General features: G+C 39.4%; 14 protein-coding genes. 11 read left to right on the forward strand and 3 right to left on the reverse strand.

Annotated features, from left to right (window positions below; genetic code table 11):
* Positions 1–9: 9 nt before the first annotated feature.
* Complete coding sequence (gene alr / locus H8692_RS08200) at positions 10–2,709, reverse strand: alanine racemase (RefSeq protein ID WP_187525439.1); 2,700 nt, start codon at positions 2,707–2,709, stop codon at positions 10–12.
* Positions 2,710–2,927: 218 nt separating this feature from the next.
* Here alr and H8692_RS08205 point away from each other — a divergent pair, with 218 nt between their 5' ends.
* The 4 genes from H8692_RS08205 to H8692_RS08220 all read left to right on the forward strand — a co-directional run bounded on the left by H8692_RS08205 (position 2,928) and on the right by H8692_RS08220 (position 8,182).
* Entirely contained in the window at positions 2,928–4,874 is a 1,947-nt protein-coding gene (locus tag H8692_RS08205; RefSeq protein WP_177268541.1) for a fructose-1,6-bisphosphatase, read from the forward strand.
* A 230-nt stretch (positions 4,875–5,104) separates the two neighbouring features.
* Complete coding sequence (locus H8692_RS08210; RefSeq protein WP_177268539.1) at positions 5,105–6,247, forward strand: acyl-CoA dehydrogenase; 1,143 nt, start codon at positions 5,105–5,107, stop codon at positions 6,245–6,247.
* A gap of 18 nt (positions 6,248–6,265) precedes the next feature.
* Entirely contained in the window at positions 6,266–7,063 is a 798-nt protein-coding gene (etfB, locus tag H8692_RS08215) for an electron transfer flavoprotein subunit beta (RefSeq protein WP_187525440.1), read from the forward strand.
* Between the two features lie 15 nt (positions 7,064–7,078).
* Positions 7,079–8,182: an electron transfer flavoprotein subunit alpha/FixB family protein gene (locus H8692_RS08220; protein ID WP_177268535.1), complete on the forward strand. Its 1,104-nt coding sequence runs from the start codon at positions 7,079–7,081 to the stop codon at positions 8,180–8,182.
* 51 nt (positions 8,183–8,233) lie between these two features.
* Here H8692_RS08220 and H8692_RS08225 read toward each other — a convergent pair whose 3' ends face one another.
* Positions 8,234–8,803 (reverse strand): Maf family protein, encoded by a 570-nt coding sequence (locus H8692_RS08225; RefSeq protein ID WP_177268533.1) that lies wholly within the window; start codon positions 8,801–8,803, stop codon positions 8,234–8,236.
* Between the two features lie 142 nt (positions 8,804–8,945).
* Between H8692_RS08225 and spoVAC the strand changes: the two genes are divergently transcribed.
* From spoVAC to spoVAE, 3 genes are read left to right on the forward strand one after another with little or no spacing between them, the layout of a single operon-like run.
* On the forward strand, positions 8,946–9,434 hold the full coding sequence (gene spoVAC, locus H8692_RS08230; RefSeq protein WP_243206955.1) for a stage V sporulation protein AC: 489 nt from the start codon (positions 8,946–8,948) through the stop codon (positions 9,432–9,434).
* A gap of 12 nt (positions 9,435–9,446) precedes the next feature.
* The gene (gene spoVAD, locus H8692_RS08235) at positions 9,447–10,505 is read left to right on the forward strand and encodes a stage V sporulation protein AD (protein WP_177268531.1); all 1,059 of its coding nucleotides are present in this window, start codon (positions 9,447–9,449) and stop codon (positions 10,503–10,505) included.
* A 16-nt stretch (positions 10,506–10,521) separates the two neighbouring features.
* Entirely contained in the window at positions 10,522–10,875 is a 354-nt protein-coding gene (spoVAE, locus tag H8692_RS08240; RefSeq protein ID WP_177268529.1) for a stage V sporulation protein AE, read from the forward strand.
* Positions 10,876–10,922: 47 nt separating this feature from the next.
* Here spoVAE and H8692_RS08245 read toward each other — a convergent pair whose 3' ends face one another.
* A complete protein-coding gene (locus H8692_RS08245; RefSeq protein ID WP_187525441.1) occupies positions 10,923–13,850 on the reverse strand; it encodes a transglycosylase domain-containing protein in 2,928 nt (975 codons plus the stop codon).
* Between the two features lie 173 nt (positions 13,851–14,023).
* On the opposite strand from H8692_RS08245, the gene H8692_RS08250 reads away from it, so the two are divergent.
* The 4 genes from H8692_RS08250 (at position 14,024) to H8692_RS08265 (ending at position 19,901) form a co-directional block, all read left to right on the forward strand.
* The gene (locus H8692_RS08250) at positions 14,024–16,381 is read left to right on the forward strand and encodes a DNA internalization-related competence protein ComEC/Rec2 (RefSeq protein WP_187525442.1); all 2,358 of its coding nucleotides are present in this window, start codon (positions 14,024–14,026) and stop codon (positions 16,379–16,381) included.
* Positions 16,382–16,384: 3 nt separating this feature from the next.
* The gene (holA, locus tag H8692_RS08255; RefSeq protein WP_187525443.1) at positions 16,385–17,455 is read left to right on the forward strand and encodes a DNA polymerase III subunit delta; all 1,071 of its coding nucleotides are present in this window, start codon (positions 16,385–16,387) and stop codon (positions 17,453–17,455) included.
* A gap of 167 nt (positions 17,456–17,622) precedes the next feature.
* Positions 17,623–18,141 carry an NADH-quinone oxidoreductase subunit NuoE gene (nuoE, locus tag H8692_RS08260; protein WP_177268521.1) on the forward strand — a complete coding sequence of 173 codons (519 nt, stop codon included), beginning with the start codon at positions 17,623–17,625 and terminating at the stop codon, positions 18,139–18,141.
* Between the two features lie 11 nt (positions 18,142–18,152).
* A complete protein-coding gene (locus H8692_RS08265) occupies positions 18,153–19,901 on the forward strand; it encodes an NADH-quinone oxidoreductase subunit NuoF (protein ID WP_177268519.1) in 1,749 nt (582 codons plus the stop codon).
* Positions 19,902–19,907 lie beyond the last annotated feature (6 nt).

Genomic DNA, 19,907 nt, shown 5'->3' on the forward strand with positions numbered 1-19,907 from the left:
GTGTTTTATCTATGAAAGACAAATTTGCTGATATAATTTTTCAAGACCTCCGGAAAGTTCGCTGTGCCAGTTTTTCATTCGGTCTTTTTGAGCAAACACATCGGAATACATTGTCAGTGTTCCGATCATAGCTGCATCATGAAAACTGATATTGAGAAGTTTGTGAAATTCATTTTCTTTTATTCCGCCGCGTGCAAGAATTTCAGCAGGACCTGCCTGAACATATCCTCCAAAAGCATCTTCAACAAGTCCAAACATAGGGCCATTGATATAATGATCATCCATAGCGAGATTTATTTGCTCTGCTGTATCCTGCAGTTTTGAAAATTTGCGGAGGGCTTTGCAAAGTCCTGTTTTCATTTTTTTTGTATATTCGATTTGAAAACAGCCTCCTGCTAAAGCAAAACCTCTTACAAATTTAAGCATGAACATAATCATGAAAACTCCCGGGTATATACGTTTCTCTTTGAGAAGAAATGATATGTTTTCAGGGGAAAGAAGCCATTTTTCTGTTTCCTCTCCTCCACTTACTGTGATTAGATATGGTTTTCCTTCATGTTCTTCCAATAAGAGAGGGACCCTTTTTTTACTGCTGTTTATACCCCAGAAGAAATATGAACCATGGTGCCGTACAGTACTTTTTTCCTGCGGGTTCTGAATCATGTGTTCCAAAGCGGTTTTCGTCCAGCAGCCTGTTTCTCCGTCGAGTTGTGCTGCAACTTCCCGGCGCACTTTATCGTTGAACAGTATTTTCCATGTGAGTGAAGTCTCTTTTTGGATATCTTTTATTATTAAATCTGTGACGATATCCTCCATCTGCAGATAAATAAAATCAGGCGAGGTTTTCCCGTCTATGAACCCTTTCTGGATACGGTGATTAAGAAGAGAAGCCTGCTTAGCATAAGAATCTTGCTTTATGATATAGGGGTCAAGATAATCATTTTTTAAAACTGATAAAAATACATCTAAAACAGGCTCTTTAAGGAATGCTCTGGTTTCATCTTTCATTAATGCATCTATAACTTTTTCTACCATCTCTTTTGTATACGAAGGTGTATCATATACAACCATGTTTGAGTATCTGTTGTCGAATATAGGAAGGCGGAAAACCTCCATGTCATTATCTGTTTTCGGAGTAACTGTACTGTAGCATTCGAGTCCTCTTGGGTATGTAGCAGAAGACATGTCGACACCTCCGCATGAAAGCATAGGTACGATCGTACTGCTACGACCGCTTCGCTGAAGATAACGATAGTAAATCAAGTTACTTTGTATTTGATTTGAATCGAAATCCACGCCGTGGTGAAGGGCTGTGTATACCAGACAGTCCGGCGTAGTGAAATAATCTTTTACTTCTTCGGCGATTTCTGCTCCGAAAAGTGGTAATGTGTGTTCATAGGCTGACTGGGCCATATCTTCTTTTGGTTCCAGCGCTTCGGTTCCAGCCACATCCAGAGATGCCAAATATTGTTCCAGAGATTTGTTTCCGTAATCATCCAGAAGCTCGTTTAATTTAGGAAGTTCTCTTCTTATATGGTATAAGACGAAGGCAGGGAATTCTATTGCATGCTCGGACCAGTTGGTATATCTTTTAGGCATGCGTTCTCCAGTATGTAGTATTCGCCTGAAGTTGTTGAATTCCAGAGTTTCTCTTGAGTCCGCAAAGTTATTGTCAGGTTCACCGAGAAGTGTGACTTCATCTTCTATGTGGGCATCTTTTACCCCGGTAATATCAATCAGAACACGATCCATTTGTGTAGATGTGAAAACTCGTACTTTTTTGTCACGTATCATAGCATAACCGTCTTTTTCCATAAAAAGATAACATACATCCCACCATCCTATGGAAAGATCAGCCACGCGTTGACAGCTTTCAGTAAGATCCAGACGTCCAAGGCACTGACGGACTTCACGGTCAACGTTGTATATTGCTTCTACTCGTGTTTTTATCTTCATGATAGGTTTTATTTCAAAGCTTTGGCGGCGCTGACCGTTCTCTTTTATAACGGTGGATTTCAGTTTATAAAACATCGTCATTCCGGGTCGAACCATATCGAAGTATGCTTGTGGATATTTGAACAGGCATTCCGATCCTGCTGCGTGAACGAGAATGGATTTTCTCTGTTTTTGAGGTATTTCTTCGACAACTGTCTTGAAATCTTCTATTTGACTTGTTATTCTGTCTTGTTCGTCATCAGAATAGCTACTATAGATCTGTGTATATATTCCATCAATTTTTATATTTTTTATCTGGCGCATTTGTGCATAGATTTCTTTGAATTCATCCATGTCAATTCCATCACATTCTTCATCAGTATCTACTCTGAGATGAACGCTACAACGTTTTCCTGATTTTTTTGCAAATTTGCTCAGTTCTTGAGCGCCTTCCAGATCGTATATTGTTACAGTGATATTATTCTCCATGATCAGAGGAAGTTCTTTTTCGTAAAACTCCGAGAGAAGAAGGAGGGGCACTTTAATGTTTTCTTTTCTCAGAGCGAGGCATTCCTCGACAGTCTCAAGGCAAAACATGGCAATATTTTTGGTCTGCATGAGCCGTTTTGCTATGGTAACTGCTCCATGACCAAAGGCATCATGTTTAAGAACAGGAGCAATTTTTACATTGGATCCTATTTCATCGCGAATAGCTTGTATATTTTCATCTAAAGAATTTAAATTGATTTCCGCCCATGCGGGGTAGAATTTCATAAAAGAAACCTTCTTTCTGTAATAGTATTTGATGGGATTATAGTTTTTTTTCAATGGGATTTCTACCCTTTATTTGTTATTTTAATATTGCTTTAATGCGAAACGGACAATTATAATAAGATTTTAACAGAAGAGAAGATGAGGGGTGTTTAAATTGTTTCAAAAGCTTCTGATATGATGTATAATATCTTTATTGAATTAAATAAGGAGGATTCATCATGATTGACCAGCAGCTGCTTAGGCATTTGTCTAAGAAGTACCCTAATGTCAAAGCGGCAACAGAAGAAATTGTAAATTTAAATGCGATTTTATCTTTGCCCAAAGGAACTGAATATTTTCTGAGTGATTTGCATGGAGAACATGAAGCTTTTATACATATGCTGAAGAGTGCTTCGGGGGTCATAAGATCGAAGGTAGAAGAAATTTTCGGACCGGAACTTACAAGAGATGAAAGAGATGCTTTGGCTGCTCTTATATATAATGCAGAAGCTGAAATAAAGAGAAGAAAAAAAAGTGAGGAAGATTTCGGCAAGTGGTGTAAAATGTCGATTTTCAGACTGGTGCTTATTTTTAAATCGGTTACTAATAAATATACTCGGTCAAAGGTAAGGAAACGTTTGCCTAAAGAATATGCCTATGTTTTGGATGAGCTTCTTCATACATCTGATGAAGCCAATAAAGGGAATTATTACGGACAGATAATAGCTACTATCGTAGAATGCGGAATAGCCGAGGATTTCATTATATCCTTTACAGATGTCATAAGCTCTTTGGCAGTGGATAAACTTCACATAATTGGTGATATATGGGATAGAGGGTCACATCCGGATGCTATCATGGATTATCTTATGGGACATCATGACGTGGATTTTCAGTGGGGCAACCATGATATCGTATGGATGGGCGCAGCGACGGGAAATTGGGCCTGCATAACCAATGTCCTGAGAATGAATATAAGCTATAATAATTTTGATATGCTTGAGATCGGTTATGGGATAAATCTCAGACCTTTAGCTATCATGGCGGAAAAAATATATGGAGATGATCCGTGTGAGTTTTTTATGCCTAAGCGTCTTGAGGAAAATAAATTTGATCCTATAGATGATATGCTTGCTGCTAAAATGAACAAAGCTATTTCTATATGTCAGTTTAAGGTGGAAGGGCAGAGGATAAAAGCTCATCCTGAATATGGTCTTGAAAACAGGCTGCTTCTTGATAAGATAAATTTTGATAAAGGTACGGTGATGCTCAGAGATGGCGAATTTCCGCTGAGAGACGCTAATTTTCCTACTGTGAATCCTAATAATCCATATGAACTTACGGAAGATGAGCGAAATGTTCTTAATGCTCTTGAGGCTTCTTTTCTTCAAAGTGAGAAGCTGCAGGCACATATAAAGTTTATGTACAGTCACGGAGCTTTATATACTATAGTCAATGGCAATCTTATGTATCATGGCTGCATACCTATGGATGAGGATGGTAACTTTGAAAACTGTACAGTCAATGGTATAACTGCGTCGGGAAAGGCGTATATGGATTATCTGGATACCCAGCTGAGGAATGCTTATTTTAATCCTGATGAGTCGGAGGAAACGGGACGTTCAGGAGACTTAATGTGGTATTTGTGGCTGGGAAGCAAATCTCCTCTCTTTGGAAAAGATCAGATGACAACTTTTGAACGTTGTTTTGTGGCTGATAAAAGGACTCATAAGGAGTATACGGTATCTTATTATAAACTGATAAACAGGAAGGATATTTGTGAAAAGATACTGACTGAATTTGGTCTGGATCCAAAGACTTCTATAATATTGAACGGACATGTACCTGTAAAGATAAAAGATGGTGAGAGCCCTGTAAAGGGGGGCGGCAAACTCATAGTAATAGATGGAGGAATGTCAAAAGCTTATCAAAAACAAACCGGAATAGCAGGTTATACATTTATATTCAACTCGAGGTATATGGCGCTTGCTGAGCATAAACCTTACAGTCCGCTGAAAAAGGACGGCACTCAGGAATTTCATACGCCGGCGATACGGACAGTGAGGACTTTACAGAAGAGAATGCTTATAAAGGACACTGACTTGGGAGAAGAGCTGCAGCAGGAAGTCAGGGAACTGAAAGAGTTAGTTAAAGCATATAGAACAGGAAAACTGAAAGAAAGATAAGCGGTAAATTGTGACAGTTAAAATAATAAACTTGTTGTAAAATAAGTACAAATAAAAGTAAAATACATAATTGTTGCAAATATACTGAATTTGATTAAAAACAACTTGAAATGAAATATAAAAAATGGTTTAATGGTTATGTAGATTGTTACAAACATAACGACTTGCCGATGAGAAAATACGGTAAGGATATGATTAAAAACGTTATTAGTAATTAAGGAGGCATGTACATGAACTTTCAACTGACGAAGGAGCAAGAATTCGTAAGAAAAATGGTAAGAGAGTTTGCCGTAAACGAGGTTGAACCTTTAGCTGCGGATATCGACAAGGAGCATAGATTTCCTGTTGAAACTGTAGAAAAAATGGCAAAATATGGTCTTTTGGGCGTACCATTCCCAACTGAGTACGGCGGAGCAGGAGGAGATCACATTTCGTATGCGATCACTGTTGAAGAACTGTCAAGGGTTTGTGCATCGACAGGCGTTATCTGTTCAGCACACACTTCCCTTTGCTGCTGGCCTATTTTCAAATACGGCAAAGCAGAGCAGAAGGAAAAGTATCTTCCTGATCTTCTTTCAGGAAAGAAACTGGGCGCATTCGGCTTAACAGAGCCTAATGCAGGTACAGATGCTTCAGGCCAGCAGACAAGGGCTGAAGATAAAGGCGATTATTGGTTGCTTAACGGAGCTAAGGTCTTCATTACTAACGGCGGATATGCAGATGTGTTCGTGGTAATGGCTATGACGGATAAATCAAAGGGAAATCATGGAATCAGTGCTTTTATAGTAGAAAAAGGTGATGAAGGTTTCTCAATAGGTAAGACAGAAGATAAAATGGGTATCTGTGCATCTTCTACTACCGAGCTTATTTTCCAGAACTGTAAGATTCCTAAGGACAGACTTCTTGGACAATTAGGCAAGGGATTCAAGGTTGCAATGTCTACGCTGGATGGCGGACGTATAGGTATCGCTTCACAGGCTCTGGGTATTGCTCAGGGTGCGCTTGATGTAACTGTTGAATATATGAAGGCGAGAAAACAGTTTGGTAAGAAATTATCACAGATGCAGGCTCTGCAGTTTACTGTTGCAGAGTTAGCTACAGAGATTGAAGCTGCGAGACTTCTTGTATATAAGGCTGCAGATATGAAAGACAAAGGACTGGCTTACGGACCTAATGCTGCTATGGCTAAATTATTTGCCGCAGAGACCGCTATGCACGTAACTACTAAGTGTGTGCAGCTTCACGGCGGATATGGCTATACGAAGGATTATCCGGTAGAGAGAATGATGAGAGATGCTAAGATCACTGAAATCTATGAAGGTACATCAGAAGTTCAGAAGATGGTTATTTCTGCATCTGTTCTTGGTAAATAGTAATAGGAGGAAAGAAACATGGCTTTTAAAGTTTTAGTATGCGCAAAACAAGTTCCTGACACGAATGAGATAAAAATCAATCCTGAAACAGGAACATTGATCAGAGATGGTGTGCCGAGTATCCTCAACCCGGATGATGCCAATGCTCTGGAAGAAGCATTAAAGATAAAAGATAAATTTGATGATGTTCACGTTACTGTTATTACTATGGGACCTCCTCAGGCTGAAGAAATGCTCTTTGAATGTATCGCTATGGGCGCTGATGAAGGGATACTCATAAGTGATAGAGCTGTTGGTGGATCTGATACATGGGCAACTTCCAATGCAATAACTGCAGCGATAAAGAAATATGGGGATTTCGATATGATTTTCGCAGGTCGTCAGGCCATAGACGGAGATACTGCTCAGGTAGGACCTCAGATTGCTGAGAAGATGGATCTTCCTCAGGTTACATATGTTCAGAAATTTGAAATCAGTGATGACAGAAAGAAAGTAACAGTAGAAAGACAGCTGGAAGACGGATATGAAGTTATAGAAATAGCGCTCCCTTGTATGCTGACTGCTATCAAAGAGCTGAATACACCTAGATATATGTCAATAGCCGGTATTTATAATCAGAATAAGGATATTAAAGTATGGAATGCGGCTGATATTCAGGTTGATCTGTCAACAGTAGGACTTAAAGCATCTCCTACAAATGTATTCCGTTCATTTACACCAAAACCAAAGGGCAAGGGGATCATGCTGGACGGCGATTCTGAAAAAGATCTTGCAAAGAATCTGCTTATCCATCTGAAGCAGAAGCACGTAATTTAAGGAGGGAGAAGGAACATGTCAACAAATTTTGCGGATTATAAAAATATCTGGGTATATGCAGAACAGCGTGATGGCAAGTTGATGAATGTGGCATTAGAACTTATCGGCGAAGGTCATAAATTATCAAGAGATATTAGTGCTGACACGAAAGTTTGTGCTTTAATTGTTGGAGACGGCATCGGACATTTAGCACAAGAATGTTTTGAATATGGTGCGGATCAGGTATATCTTATAGAAGATCCATTACTTAAGAACTTTACTACAGACGGATATACAAAAGTTATCTCAGATGCTATAAATGAGTATAAACCTGAGATTGTAATGTATGGGGCTACACATATAGGAAGAGATTTAGCACCAAGAGTTGCTGCCAGAATGGATACCGGTCTTACAGCTGACTGTACACATCTGGATGTTAAAGTTGCTAACTATATTAAGTTTGCTAATGAAAATACTACTCTTAATACTTCTTCATTGGATCCGGATGATCCTGATACAGGTCTGAAGATGACAAGACCTGCTTTTGGCGGTAACCTGATGGCTACTATCATTTGCCCGAGAACAAGACCTCAGATGTCTACGGTAAGACCGGGAGTAATGCAGAAAATGGAGAGAATGGAAGGCGCTACAGGCGAGATCATCAATGTTAAGCCTGCCATTTCAGAGGGCGATATAAGAACTAAGATTGTTGATATCGTTAAATCTGCAAAAGAATTGGTATCATTAACAGATGCTGATATTATTTGTTCAGGCGGAAGAGGACTTGGAGATCCTTCCGGGTTTGAATTGATTAAAGAATTCGCTGACAAGGTTGGTGGGGTCGTAGGTTCGTCAAGGGCTGCTGTTGATGCAGGCTGGATTGACCATTCACACCAGGTTGGTCAGACAGGAACTACTGTAAAACCTAAAATCTATTTTGCTTGCGGTATTTCCGGAGCTATTCAGCATTTAGCCGGAATGCAGACATCGGATATAATTGTTGCTATCAACAAAGATCCGGATGCTCCTATATTTGAAGTTGCTGATTATGGTATTGTAGGAGACCTCTATAAAGTAATTCCTGAGATTATTGCAGAGTGGGATAACGCAGAAGCACTTTATGATGCAACAACTAAATAAGAATAGAAAAGGAAAAGACCTCGTATACGAGGTCTTTTTTTATGTAATATATTATGTCAGAAAAGGTTTTATGGAATGCCAAGGTAAACCAACGACATTGTTATAATCGCCTTCGATGTGATCTACATATTTGCCGAATGTCCCTTGTATAGCATATCCTCCGGCTTTATCATAAGGTTCGGGGGTTTTTGTATAGGAAATTAGTTCGGCGTCACTGTATTGTTTAAAATAGACAGCAGTTTTTTCATATAAGCATGTTTTGGATATAAAAAGGTTATTGTATGTTTCTAATATGCATACTCCGGTAATAACGTGGTGACGTTTTCCTCTCATATCTTTCAAAATTGTAAAGGCTTCTTCCTGTGTTTTCGGTTTTCCAATGATTTTATTTTCGAAAATGACAACGGTATCGGCAGCGATGAGAATACTATTGGAATAGGAGACACGTAATGATACATTTAGGGCTTTTTTTAAGGCCAGATACATTACAGAAGCCTCTGAAGACATGGAAAAAGGCAGCACCTCATCTATATGCGCAGGGACTATTTCAGGCTTAAAGCCATGTTTTTTCATAATTTCTATCCGTCTTGGCGATGCAGATGCCAGTATAATTTTTTGCATAATAAAATACTCCGTAATTTATATTATTTTATTATTATATCATAGCTTATTTTATTTAACACAGTAGATTTTTTATACCTATAATTATTTTACAATCGGGAATAATAAACCAAAGATGATGAAGTAGAAAGAGGAAATGATTATGGGCAAAATGAATGATAAAAGCAGTATAAATGGTCTGGATAAGAAACAGGTGGCTCAAGCTTATGAGAAATATGCGGATCAATTTACACCTAAACCTAAATATTTTTTTAATTCTTTTAAAGCTTTCGTTATAGGAGGACTGCTCTGCACGGGGTCTTTATGGCTTGAGAATTGGTTTATAAATTCTATTGGTTTATCGGAAAAGTCAGCATCAGCATATGTAGTCATATTGCTTGTAATGACTGCTCAGTTGTTGACAGGATTAGGGTGTTTTGATACTATTGGTAAATTTGCAGGTGCAGGTGTCATTGTTCCTATAACCGGATTTGCTAATTCTATGGTTGCCCCTGCCATTGAGTATAAAAAAGAAGGCATTGTTCTGGGAGTGGGAGCTAAACTGTTTTCGCTTGCAGGTCCTGTTCTTGTATCAGGAATTACTTTATCGATGATCATAGGTTTTATATACTGGATCATAGGTTTGTTATAATAGGAGGAAATAATGGCTGAAAGAAAGCAAACGTTGATTTTTAAAAATAAACCTTACATCACAAGTTCTTATTCCATGGGAGGGAAAAAAGAGGGCGAAGGTCCGATGAGGAAATGGTTTGATCGATGTTTAGATGATGATATGTACGGGGAAAAAACATGGGAAAAGGCGGAGAGCAAAATGCTTAAAACCGCTATGACTGAAGTGATGAAACGTGCCGGAAAAAGCAAAGAGGATGTAGGAGCTATACTCAGCGGTGATTTGTTGAATCAGCTTATGTCTTCATCGTTTATGGCACGTGATATGCATATTCCTTTTCTTGGTATGTATGGCGCCTGTTCTACGATGACAGAATCTCTCATGCTGGGTTCCGTGCTGGCTGATGGAAGATACAGTAATAATGTCATAATAGGGGCATCGAGCCATTATTGTACTGCGGAAAGGCAGTTTAGAATGCCTTTAGAGCATGGTAATCAGAGACCGCCATCAGCTCAGTGGACTGCCACAGCCTCAGGAGCAATGATGTTGTCTTATGAGAATCGCGATGATAAGCTCGAGTCAGATCATAAAGGTAATATAAAAAAACTCAGAAAAGTGAGAGTTGAGTGCGGAACTATAGGAAAGGTAATCGATGCCGGAATTAAAGATGCAAATCAGATGGGGAGCGCGATGGCTCCGGCGGCGGTAGACACTATATTAAATCATTTACAGGATATGAAACGTCCTATTGATTATTATGATGCAGTATTCACAGGAGATTTAGGGTTCATAGGAAAGAGTATAGTTACTGATCTTTTAGCTGATGCAGGAGTAGATCCTAAGATTCTTGACAGAGTCTATGATGACTGCGGAACAATGATATATGAGAGAAAACAAGATGTGCATAGTGGAGGAAGTGGGTGCGGATGTTCAGCCTCCATATTTGCAGGATATGTGTATAAAAAGATGGTCAGAGGCGAGTTGAGCAGAGTTCTTATAATGTCTACGGGAGCGCTGCTGTCTACAATAAGTCCGTTTCAGGGTGAATCAATACCGGGGATAGCTCATGCTATCTCTCTGGAAACAGAATGAAAATGCGGAGGAGTTTATGGAATATTTATATGCTTTTTTAATAGGTGGGGCGATTTGTGTCATAGGTCAGATATTGATGGATGCGACAAAGCTGACTGCACCCAGAGTTTTAGTCATACTTGTAATTGCCGGAGCGCTGCTTCAGGCATTCAATCTGTATGAACCGTTGGTGGAAATTGCAGCGACAGGGGCGAGGGTACCTCTTCCCGGTTTTGGATATAATCTGGCAAAAGGGGCTATGGAAGGTGCTCAGCAGGGATTGCTTTCAGCCATAACAGGAGGGGTTAAAGCAGCTGCGGGAGGAATCACCATAGCTATAGGATGGGGATATCTTATAGCTATTATTTTCAATCCTAGATCAGTAAGATAGACAAAAAAGACGATCTTCAAATCAGATCGTCTTTTTTATACTATTTATTAAGGTGTTTCTGTAGGGGAAATAGGGTCCGTTTCCTTTTCTGTAGTAGATGGTTTTGTATCAGATGGCCTTGTCGTTTCAGTAGTCTCACTTGAAGGTCTTGTAGTCGATGGCTGGGTTGTTGATTCAGGAGCAGTAGTAGATGGCGTAAGGCTTACTCTTGAATATGTTCCTTCTGTGTAATATTCTCCTCCGGAGCTTATAACATTGTCAGGTTTTTCTTTAAATGACCCGCGGGGGATGTTTTCGCATACTCGGCTCATTATCTGAGACCAGAATCTTGCGGACTTGGCACTTCCTGAGGTTAGTTCAATATTGACGTCATTACCCATCCACAGAGCTGCGGTATATTGAGGCGTGAATCCTGCAAACCATGCATCGTAGTTATTATCCGTAGTACCTGTTTTACCCCCTACAGGCTGCGAACCTATGGCAGCTCCGCTACCGATACCTTTTGTTACTACGGTACGGAGGATATCCGTCATGATCCATGCTACACCTTCATCATATACCTGTTCACCTTCTGCAGATTTTTCGAACAAGACTTCATCTTGTGAGTTGAGAACTTTCGTATAGGCGATAGGTGATTTGTATTCTCCTCCGTTAGGGAATGTGGCATATGCAGCAGTAAGTTCAAGCGGGGAAATACCATTTGTCATTCCTCCCAGAGCCAGTGCGGCAGGATTAAGGTCATTTACGTCACCTTCGTCATCAAGTGTGGATATGCCTACTTTATTAAGCATTGAAGCTGAATAATCAGGACCTATCTGCTGATATGTTTTCACTGCACATACATTTACCGACTGCTGGACTGCGGTTCTTAAGGTCATCTGTCCTCTGTATCCGGAGTATGAGTTTTTAGGCCATGTTCTGCCATTGTATTTCATTGCTGCGTCATTTATGATGCTGCCGGCAGTTATATATTTTCCCCAGTTGCTGCCGTCGCTGTTATCCAGACTCATAGTTTTGCCGTCTTTTTCATATTCGTAGCTCATCTGGAGAGCAGGGCCGTATACTGCAATAGGCTTAATGGAAGATCCGGGCTGTCTTGGATTAGTAGCTCTGTTGAACAGCTGTTTTCCTGTAGTTCCTCTTCCTCCCATCATAGCCTTTATTTCACCGGTGGAATTTTCCATTATTACTGTAGCTGCCTGTGGTTGCCTTGTTTGTTGTTTCAGGCTGTAGTTTTCACTTGTCACGATATAATTATCTCCGCTCTTTACGAAAAAGTCAGGGTAATCTTTGAAAAATTGTGCTGAAATGATAACATTGCCGTCTCCGTCTACTTTTTTATACCCTTGGGGTATGGAAAGAGCTCCGTTTTCTATAAAGTAGAAGGTCCCGTCTTTCTTGACGTACATTCCTTTGAATTCTATGCTGACATCATCTTCACCGTTTACTTGCGTTTCATATATATTAAGGCGCTTTCCGGCGAGGATTTTAATACTGCCGTCACTTTCCGCAGTATATTCATCGTTTTTCAGTGTAAATTCATCTTTATCATTGAAGTAATGAGAATAATCATAAAGCAATATTTCACCGTCGTCTCCGAGAAGATCTCCGGAACTGTTAGTTTTTGCATATGCGATACCGGCATAATTGCTGTCATCTTTGAATTCATCTTCAACGATAGACTGTATGTTTGAATCCATTGTCGTATAGATTTTAAGACCGCCGGTATAGATCATATTCTGAGCGTCTGATCGATCAATACCGTATTCGGAAACTATATCGTCGGTAAGCTGTTCTACAGCATAATCTGTGAAATATGAAGACATGCTTCCGCTTGAAGATACTCCGACCTTTATGTAAGATTTAAGATCCTCACCGAGATAACCGGTCATTTCTTCATCTGTTATAAAGCCTGAGTCCGCCATGTTCTTCAAGACCATATCTCTTCTGTCTTTTGAAATTTCTCCATTGTACAGATATGTTACCGAATCTGTACTGGAAACCGTAGGTAAGGAAGTATTGGTATTGTCATAATCGGCTTTTACAAGAGCGTAAGTATCCGGTGACTGAGGCAGAGCTGCCAAAGCAGCGCATTCCAGTGTATTAAGATCCTGAACATTTTTAGAGAAATATGCCTGAGATGCAGCTTGAACACCGTATGAGTTGAACCCCAGATAAATAGTATTAAGGTATGCTTCCATTATTTCTTCTTTTGTCAGATTTTTTTCGAGTACTATAGTACAGTATGCTTCGGAAATTTTTCTGCTCAAGCTTCGCTGGCTTTTTATTTCCGAAAGATACACGTTTCTTGCGAGCTGCTGTGTAACAGTGCTGGTACCGCTTATTTGTCCGCCTCCGAAAATACTGTCTTTAACGGCTCCGAGCATTCTTACAAAGTTGAAGCCATTATGGGACCAGAATTTTTTATCTTCTATGGAGACTACTGCGTTTACCATATCTTCCGGTATTTCGTCATAATCTACGACTGTCCTGTTACCGTCAGAAAAGTAAAGATTCTCGATTTCATTGCCGTCGGAATCGTACATTACTGATCGCTGTGCCAGCATGGAATATATATCATCCGTATCTATTTTCGGAGCTGTAGTAAAAACGAAACCTACATATATACCGGCGGCCATTATTATTCCGAGAAATACAAGACCTATTGATTTTAATACTATAGATGATTTTTTTTCGGAAAATTTCTTTGTATTACCATTGTCGCTTTTCCCTGAAGCTGATCTTGAAGAACTTTTTTTCTGGCTTCGGGATGCGGTGCTGTCTTGTTTGACGTTTGCCGAGCGTGAACTTCTTCCGCCGCTGCGTGTGGACTGACTTCGTCTGCTTCTTCTGGAATCCGTATAATTTTCATCATTATGACTGCGTCGATTCTGATCGATTGTAGCCTGATCGAATTGAGAGAAAAACTCATTTATATCGTCATGCTTATTGTTGTTATTGTATTTATCAGACAAGATTTTTTCCTCCTAGTATTTTTGAATTAATCCTCATAATTATAACATTAAAAAAAGTAAAAGTAAAAGAAAATAAGGAAGTTTCACAGTTCCTTGACAAAAATAATTATATGGTATAAAATGGTAAAAAAGTAATAAAAAGTTATTATTTTGAATGATAAAGGAACTTTGACATGGTAAGAAGACCTCTTTTTTATATAACTTTTTCGTTTGCGGTGTCTATTGCGACATCATATTATTTGGGAACAGTTTTTTCGGGAATTGCAGCTTTGATAATTGTCGCAAGTATTTTATCCGTGAAAAAGTGTGGTGTTAAAGTAGGATCTTCTGTTGTACTTTTATCTGTTTCATATTTGTCGGGAGCAGCGGCTTTCTGTTTTCATAATATGTCTGATGATATGATGGAAAGTCAGATAGGAAAACAATCCGAAATATCGGGCTGCGTATTGCAGATCCATAGGAATATCAGAGATGACGGTTCTGTAAAGAACTCTGTGAAAATCAGAGTATCTGAGATTAATGGAAGGTCTGCTGAAAAAGAACAGACAGTACTAATTGATTATTATGGATCTGAGAGAGATGAAGATCGGGACGTTTTGGCAATACCGGGAGATGTAATTTCAGCGTCGGGAGTAATGGAGATTCCTTCAGGAAGAAGGAATCCAGGTTGTTTTGATTATGCTCTTTATCTGAGATCGGTAGGTGTAACATATATATTTAAAGCTGAATCTGTACGAGTGACAGAATATAAAGGCGCGAGAACTTTATCAGGGAGAATGCATATGATAAAAACTCTTTTTCTTAAAAGACTTGAATCAGCAGCGGGAAAGGAAACAGCTGCTATGATGGGGGCTGTTTTGCTGGGAGAAAAAGAGGGAATGGATCAGGAAATCTTAGAAGAATTTCAAAAAAACGGTACAGCGCATGTATTAGCGGTAAGTGGATTGCATATAGGGATAATGTATGGATTCATATCATTGATATGGCGTTGGAGAAAAGGCAGGTTTTATTTTGTCATCGTGATTATGTTTTTTCTGTGTTATTCTGCCATGTCTGCATTTGCGCCTTCGGTCGTGAGGGCTGTGTTGATGGTAGGAATACATTTATTGTCAAAGATGATGAACAAAAGATACGATATGAATTCTGCAGCTTTTTCTGCAGCTCTTGCAATGCTTGTGAAGAATCCTATGAGTTTGTTCAATACAGGGTTTCAGATGTCGTTTTTGGCGGTTCTTACGATGGCTTTAATGATATCTTTAGTAAAAAAAGTTTACAGTGGAATATTTCTTTCAAGTATAGCTGTACAACTGGGCTTGGCGCCTTATACTGCATATGTGTTCAATTACATTTCTCTGTCCGCAGTGTTTGTAAATGTCCCCATAATATTTTTAACAGGAATCATTGTTCCTGTCGGGTTATGTTCTGTTGCTGTCATGAATATATCGAACATAGTTTTTGAAGTATCGGCAAGGCTGATGAGTGGTCTGTGTAGCATGCTAATATCTTTAAATCATATGACAGCAGTAGATGGGGAAACTGTATTTTTAGTCATAAGTCCTGACATAAGATTTCTGGCGGTATATTATTTGTCATTAGCATTGTTTTTATCAGAAGAGGGGCGACTGGTGATAATGAGGCGACGCAAAAAGCTTATATTTGTAATGATCGCTGCTGTGATTTTAGCCGCAGGTATATTAGGGCAATTAAGTGACCGAGGTTTTAGGGATGCAGATATGGTGTTCGTAGATGTGGGTCAGGGAGACTGTGTACATTTCAGGACAAAGGACGGAGGAAATTATTTGATAGATGGAGGCGGCAGTATTAATTACAATATCGGTAAAAAAATATTAAAACCTTATTTGCTGAAAAACGGCGTGAAAAAACTGGATGGGATTTTTGTCACACATCTTCATGCAGACCACTATAAAGGTGCAGCGGAACTTTGCCGTGAAGGGATGGCAGACCGTTTGTTTTTATATGAAGCCAATAGTCTTGATGAAGATAAGATTCTGAGGGAAACCGGCCTTAAAAAAGATGCAATTACGTATCTTTATGGGGGACAGAATGTAAGCTTGTCTCAGGAAGATGCCGTAGAAGTACTATGGCCGGAGAAGAAAAGTAAGAAAGAATATGAGGCGGATTTGAAAAATAAGGAAGATGAGAATCTTTCAAGTCTTGTTTTTAAAATTACAGTAAGAGAAGCCGGTGTATTGATGACTGGAGATATTGATGAAGCGTGTCAGAAAAAAATAGAAGCGCTTTGGGGAAGTAAGCTTAAATGCAGTGTATTGAAAGTGCCGCATCACGGGAGCAAATATAGTTATTGTGATAAATTTATAAAAAGAGCGAAACCTTTATATTCTGTATTTCAGGTGGGCAAGAATAATTTCGGACATCCTGATAAAGGAGTTGTTGAAAATTATCAGGGACAAGGTATAATTGTGTATAGAAATGATAATGACGGTGCTATCGCTTTTGAATTTTTGCCTGACGGAAGAGCAGAAGTGAAGACCATGATAAAGGGAAGGTAGTTAATGGCGTCGGATTTTTACAAAGAAAAGGAACATGCATTTATAACTATAGGACGTGATATTAAAGAAGGTAATATACCTTCTCTTGTTCTAATGTGTGGTAAAGAGGAATATCTCATAAGATGGTATTCAGACGTGCTTATAAAGAAATACGTTTCTGAAGCGTGCATGCCGATAGATCTTGTGATTCTTGAGGGAGAAAATGCTACGGTAGATAAGATAAAAGAAAGTCTTGAAACGGTCAGTCTTATGTCTGAGAGAAAAGTTGTTATGCTTCCTGATTTTTCTCCGGTTGCAGGTAAGGAAATAAAAGGATTCGGAACAGCTGAAATAAAGGAGCTCATAGATTATTTCGAGATGATCCCGGAAGGCAGTATGCTTCTCATTACATATTCTGAGCAGCAAGAAACAAAATCGAAGAAAAGCAAAATAAAAACGGCAGTGGAAAAAATAGGAAGAGTATATGATTTTCAGCCTTTAAAGGATGGGCAACTGAAAAGTTTTATAGAAAAGCGCTTTAATCTTGCCGGCAAAACATATGCTGCGTCTGTAATAAATCTTATAATGTCAGAGAGCGGTTATGGAAACAAGGCGATAGAGTACAGTCTATACAATTTAGAGAATGACCTGAAAAAAATAATAGCTCACAGTGGAAATTCGTCTGAGATAACCGCAGCGGATGTGAGTGATATAATAGCTGCAAATCCGGAGAATAATGTTTTTGCCATGCTTAATGCTATTGGAAGAAACAGGAAAGATGAAGCTTTTCGTCTGCTTCATAATCTCCTTGATGCAGGAACTCCTATATTCAATTTACTCAGGCTGATAACAAATCAGCTTGAACTGATATTGTCTGTGAAAGAAATGAAAGATGAGGGGTTGAAAATATCGGCGATACAAAAGACTCTCGGAGTTCATCAGTTCAGAATAAAGAAGGCTATGGCTGTAACAGGACTGTATTCTATGAATGATCTTAAGTGTGCTCTTTGTGCGGCATATGAGGTGGACGAGAATATAAAGACAGGTTTGCTGGAAGGGCATCTTGCTTTAGAATATTTTATATCGAAGATTTAGTGCATTGATAAAGTGTTGGTAAAAGACTGTCACAGTGACAGTCTTTTATATTGACCAAAACGCCAAAAGGCAATTATATTGCTTTTTTTAAGTACTTTTGATAAAATTAAACTATTAATGGCTTGCTAATCTTAGTGTAACAGATAAATTTTTGAGGAGGAACTAACATGAGTGAAAAAGGTTGTAATTGCAATTGCGCTCAAAACAGAGAGGAACAGTTTAAAGAGCTGTCTCCTGTATTAGAGCAGTATGCAAAGGTGCCGGGTAGCTTGATCACTATTTTGCAAAAGACTCAGGATATATATGGATATCTTTCGAAAGATGCCATAAATTATATATCAGAAGTCACAGGCATAAAGCCTGCGAAGATCTACGGAGTAGCTACTTTTTATGCGCAGTTCAGGTTGAAGCCGATTGGAAAGTACCTGATAATGCTATGTCAGGGAACTGCGTGTCATGTCAACGGTTCCGAGATGATAGAGGAAGCTGTGTGCGAGTATCTGGAAATCAAGGACGGAGAGACTACGAAAGATGGCATTTTTACATTGAACAATGTAGCCTGTCTTGGCTGCTGTTCACTGGCTCCGGTGATGATGGTAAAGAGTGCCGAAGGCGATGAGACATACGGAAGCCTTACAAAGGATTCCGTTAAAAAGATCCTGACTGAAATCAGAGAAAGAGCGTAGGAGGTGACTGTATGAAAGTAGTAGTCGGACAGGGAAGCTGCGGTGTCGCTACAGGCGCTAAAAAGACAGCTGCTGAATTTGAAAGACAGATAGCAGACAGACATTTAGATATAAAAGTGGACATTACAGGTTGTGTAGGGACTTGTTATCTTGAACCTATCGTAGATATTTATGATGATGACGGACATATGACAAGGTATGTAAAAGTTCACCCTGATAAAGTTGAAAAAATAGTAGAAGATCATCTGGTAGGGAATAAGGCTGCTAATGAATATGCTATTTCTGATGAAGATAAGCAATTTGTGCAAAAGCAGCAGCGCGTAGTTCTCAGAAACTGCGGCGTCATTAATCCGGAGGATATAGAAGAATATATATCCATGAATGGATATAAGGCTATAGAAAAAGTGCTTTCTTCAATGACTCCCGATGAAGTTATTGAAGAAATAAAGATTTCGGGTCTTAGAGGAAGAGGCGGAGCAGGCTTTCCTACATGGTTTAAATGGAATGCGGCAAAGCAGAACTCGGGAGATCAGAAGTATCTTGTCTGTAATGCTGATGAAGGTGATCCCGGCGCATTTATGGACAGATCGGTTCTTGAAGGTGATCCCCATTCTCTTTTAGAAGGGATGATCATAGGCGGATATGCTATGGGGGCGACCCAGGGGGTCATATATTGCAGAGCTGAGTATCCCCTTGCCATTAAGAGACTTGAAATAGCAATGGCACAGGCAAGAGAAAGGGGCTTTCTTGGAAAGAATATTTTTGGATCCGGATTTGATTTTGATATTTACATTAAAGCCGGAGCCGGAGCATTCGTATGCGGTGAGGAAACTGCTCTTATCGCTTCGCTGGAAGGTGAAAGAGGTATGCCGAGACTGAAACCTCCTTTTCCTGCGGCAAAAGGCTTCTGGCAGAAACCTACTGATATAAATAATGTGGAGACTTTGGCAAATGTTCCGTGGATTATATATAACGGAGGAAGAGCCTTCGGAGCCATGGGAACAGAGAAAAGCAAGGGAACCAAGGTATTTGCTCTGGCAGGAAAGATAAAAAAGGGCGGACTTGTGGAAGTTCCTATGGGTCTTACCTTAAAAGAAGTTATTTTTGGCATAGGCGGCGGAATAAAAAATGACAGGAAGTTCAAGGCTGTTCAGATGGGCGGTCCTTCAGGAGGATGTATACCGGCAGAGCTTATAGATACTCCTGTAACATATGAGGATATCAATAAAACCGGAGCTATCGTAGGTTCAGGCGGTATGATCGTAATGGATGAAGATACTTGTATGGTAGATATGGCCAGATATTTCCTTAACTTTACGAGAGACGAGTCATGCGGTAAGTGCAATTACTGCAGAATAGGAACCAAGAGGATGCTGGAGATTCTGGAGAGGATAACTGAAGGCAAAGGCAAAGATGGTGATATAGAGCTTCTTGAAGAATTAGCCGTGAAAATAAAAGATGGTTCTATGTGCGGTCTTGGACAAACGGCACCTAATCCCGTGCTTACTACCTTGAAATACTTCAGAAATGAATATGAGGATCATATCTACAACAAAAAATGTACTGCGGGATCATGTAAGGCTCTCATAACTTATAATATCACAGATGCCTGTGTAGGCTGTACGTTGTGTTCCAAGAAATGTCCTGTAGAGGCTATCTCAGGCAGTGTGAAGAAAAAGCATATGATAGATCAGGATAAATGTATAAAATGCGGTAAATGTCTTGAAACCTGTAAATTCGGCGCTATAGAGAAGAAGTAAGGGAGG

Source organism: Lentihominibacter hominis (assembly GCF_014385065.1).
GTDB classification, from domain to species: domain Bacteria; phylum Bacillota; class Clostridia; order Peptostreptococcales; family Anaerovoracaceae; genus Lentihominibacter; species Lentihominibacter hominis.

Excerpts from the sequence above, each read along its gene's own strand:
- alr (WP_187525439.1), bottom strand. The coding sequence starts at position 2,709 with ATGAAATTCTACCCCGCATGGGCGGAAATCAATTTAAATTCTTTAGAT.
- H8692_RS08205 (WP_177268541.1), top strand. The coding sequence starts at position 2,928 with ATGATTGACCAGCAGCTGCTTAGGCATTTGTCTAAGAAGTACCCTAAT.
- H8692_RS08210 (WP_177268539.1), top strand. The coding sequence starts at position 5,105 with ATGAACTTTCAACTGACGAAGGAGCAAGAATTCGTAAGAAAAATGGTA.
- etfB (WP_187525440.1), top strand. The coding sequence starts at position 6,266 with ATGGCTTTTAAAGTTTTAGTATGCGCAAAACAAGTTCCTGACACGAAT.
- H8692_RS08220 (WP_177268535.1), top strand. The coding sequence starts at position 7,079 with ATGTCAACAAATTTTGCGGATTATAAAAATATCTGGGTATATGCAGAA.
- H8692_RS08225 (WP_177268533.1), bottom strand. The coding sequence starts at position 8,803 with ATGCAAAAAATTATACTGGCATCTGCATCGCCAAGACGGATAGAAATT.
- spoVAC (WP_243206955.1), top strand. The coding sequence starts at position 8,946 with ATGGGCAAAATGAATGATAAAAGCAGTATAAATGGTCTGGATAAGAAA.
- spoVAD (WP_177268531.1), top strand. The coding sequence starts at position 9,447 with ATGGCTGAAAGAAAGCAAACGTTGATTTTTAAAAATAAACCTTACATC.
- spoVAE (WP_177268529.1), top strand. The coding sequence starts at position 10,522 with ATGGAATATTTATATGCTTTTTTAATAGGTGGGGCGATTTGTGTCATA.
- H8692_RS08250 (WP_187525442.1), top strand. The coding sequence starts at position 14,024 with ATGGTAAGAAGACCTCTTTTTTATATAACTTTTTCGTTTGCGGTGTCT.
- holA (WP_187525443.1), top strand. The coding sequence starts at position 16,385 with ATGGCGTCGGATTTTTACAAAGAAAAGGAACATGCATTTATAACTATA.
- nuoE (WP_177268521.1), top strand. The coding sequence starts at position 17,623 with ATGAGTGAAAAAGGTTGTAATTGCAATTGCGCTCAAAACAGAGAGGAA.
- H8692_RS08265 (WP_177268519.1), top strand. The coding sequence starts at position 18,153 with ATGAAAGTAGTAGTCGGACAGGGAAGCTGCGGTGTCGCTACAGGCGCT.